This window comes from Brochothrix sp. (assembly GCF_017549435.1).
Lineage (GTDB): Bacteria > Bacillota > Bacilli > Lactobacillales > Listeriaceae > Brochothrix > Brochothrix thermosphacta.
Window position 1 is genome coordinate 1 of record NZ_JAFYUW010000056.1, and the last position, 2,801, is coordinate 2,801.

General features: G+C 34.5%; 4 protein-coding genes. All 4 read left to right on the top strand.

Features of this window, described 5'->3' with window-relative positions; translation table 11 throughout:
• Positions 1–315: cation:dicarboxylate symporter family transporter (locus IKV95_RS03785; RefSeq protein ID WP_287451426.1), on the top strand; the 315-nt coding region annotated here is incomplete at its 5' end.
• A 156-nt stretch (positions 316–471) separates the two neighbouring features.
• Positions 472–1,161, top strand: a complete 690-nt coding sequence (locus tag IKV95_RS03790; RefSeq protein WP_287451427.1) for a helix-turn-helix domain-containing protein — start codon at positions 472–474, stop codon at positions 1,159–1,161.
• Between the two features lie 392 nt (positions 1,162–1,553).
• Positions 1,554–1,949: a GntR family transcriptional regulator gene (locus IKV95_RS03795; protein ID WP_029091865.1), complete on the top strand. Its 396-nt coding sequence runs from the start codon at positions 1,554–1,556 to the stop codon at positions 1,947–1,949.
• On the top strand, positions 1,939–2,801 hold an 863-nt coding region (locus IKV95_RS03800), incomplete at its 3' end, for an ATP-binding cassette domain-containing protein (protein WP_287451428.1). The genes IKV95_RS03795 and IKV95_RS03800, both read left to right, overlap by 11 nt.

Here is a 2,801-nt window from a genome sequence, read left to right on the forward strand (position 1 = left end):
GCCTTTTTGTACGGTGTCTTTAATCGTGATATTACTGGAATTGACAATATGATTACGATTATCCTTTGTGCCTTTTTAGTAGGAGCTGTCATGGGCGCAATACCAGGCGGCGGTATGATCGCTGAAGTCCTAATTGTTACGATTCTCGGTTTTCCACTTGAAGCCGTGCCACTTATCATCGTTATTAGCACTATTATTGATATGCCTGCGACGCTGCTTAATTCCTCGGGAAATACTGTCAGTGCAATGATGGTTACTCGTCTTGTCGAAGGGCGAAATTATTTTAAACAACGCTTCTCTAAAAAGAGTATTTGATAATGATAATGAACTCGTATTATTCTTTGAAAAGGTTACTTCTTAATTGAGGTAACTTTTTTTATGCTAAAAAGCCTATATTATCAACATGCAACAACTTGTTGCTTAACTTCTTTATCAAAAGAAACTATATTGGAAACAGAGGAGGTTGTACAAATGCAACTTGGAGAAAAAATAAAAACATTACGTCTCGCTATGAATTTAACACAGGAAAACACTGCTCAAAAATTATTCATTTCACGTCAAGTTCTTTCAAAATGGGAATGCGGTAAAAGTTATCCCGATTTAGAAAAATTACTCGCTATCAGTCAACTGTTCAATATCTCTATCGATACTTTATTAAAGGAGGATACAAATTTGCAATCACATATCATCAAACAAAGTCACTACAAAAAATATATTGGGTTCTTTTTACTTTATTGTTATTCATTTGTGGGATTACTCGTTATGCTCTGTGCAAGTTATGCTTTTCTAAATTTATCTGTCACAATGAAAACAACCGATGTTAATTTCCTTAACAGCCATTTCGAAAGTACCCACACAAAAGACGATACGTTATACATTTATGGTGATTTGATTCCTTTTTTTGCTAGTTATCAAGGTAATTGGAGTTTTCAAACAACAGAAAAAACCATTACTATTTTCATGCATCGAACACGTGTCCCTCGTGCAGAAAATCATGTGCTATTAACACTCGAAAAAGATAAAAAACACGGGTTTGATTGGACAAATAAAGACATTTATTTTTCTGACGATACACATAAAACCTTACTGTATGATGCGTCTAAAAAGAAGCTAACTTTCACGCTTCCAGAAACAAATCAGGGAGGTGTTGGCAATGATTAAATATCTTTGGCATTACCTGTTCTTAATTTTATCGACCGTAACAATGCTAGTGTCCATACCTTTAGTTTTAGTTGGTCGAGAGTTTAGTCGCTCCTTGTTTACTGTCGTGTTTGTTTTGTTAATCATTCTGTTTATGACTGGAACATTGGCTATTATTTTTTGGTTAATCTCAAAAACAACGACACGACATTTGAGAATAACGCTATATAGCTTTGCTGGTTTTCAGATAGTATATCTCGCTTTTTTCCTTTATCTCATTTTTATTATACGTCTATAAAAAGTTGGAATTGCGCTCTCTTATTCTTATGATACATTGACAAAACACCCTTTTGAGTGTACTATTTACATTAGTTCACTAAGTTCACATTTTATGTGAAAGGAGATGTTGACAATTGTATCAATTAGACTATAAAAATAACGCACCATTATTTGAACAAATCATTAAAAAAATAAAAGAGTATGTTGTCCGTGGCTTACTGGTTCCCGGTGACAAAATTCCTTCTATTAGAGAATATGCTGGCTTAGTAGGCATCAATCCCAATACTGTCAGCAAGGCGTATCAAGAACTTGAACGCCAACAAGTGATTGTCACGATGAAAGGAAAAGGTGCTTTTATTGCTGAGCATTCGCTTAATACTGTAATCACAATTGACGAAGTTGCCGAAAAAAAACGCTTAGAAAATACTTTAATAGACTTCATTTATAGTGGGATTCAAGTCGAAACCATGCACCAATGGATAGACGATATCTATACTAAACTGAAAGGAGCGAATGATAATGCAAATTAATCATCTTTCTAAACAACTTAATAACCGCGAACTTTTTTCAGATATAACGTTCAACGTCAACCCTGGAGAAATTATTGGTATAGTCGGTCGTAATGGAATTGGTAAAACAAGCTTATTCCGCACCATCATGGGACTCTACACGCCAGACCAAGGAGAAGTACTGATTCATGGCAAATCATTGGCACAGCATCCTGAATTAAAGGAACAGCTCTTTTTATTACCTGACGAATTTAAAGCATGGGAAGGTTATAAACTTAAAACGATTCAGAAATTTTACAGTAAAAATTACACGCATTTCAACGATGAAAAATTTACAGATTTAATGTTAGCATTCAATCTCCCTATCAACGCTAAACTCGGGACTTACTCGAAAGGTATGAGTGCGTTGTTTGGTATTATTCTATCGTTGTCGATTGGTGCTCAATATCTGTTGCTTGATGAGCCGATGGAAGGTTTAGATATTATTGTACAAAAGAAAATTATGAGTGCCTTAATGGCAGAAGTATCTGATCGTCAACTCGGGATTGTATTATCTTCACACCGTCTCGATGACTTAGCGCCCATCGCAGATTATGTACATCTTATCAAAAATAAAAAAATCGAAAAAACGTATCATCTCGAATCATTACGTTCAGAAGCGACAAAAATTCAAATTGCCTTTAAAGATGGTATTATTCCCGATTTTGTAAGAGAACAAGGAGATATTATCAATAAACAAGGTCAGGTATTTACTATTTTATTCATGCAAAAATACACTGATTTACACAAAAATTTATTGGAGATAGAACCACTTTTTATGGATCAGTTACCTGTCACTTTAACCGATTTATTCAATTTCCACTTGAAAGATGA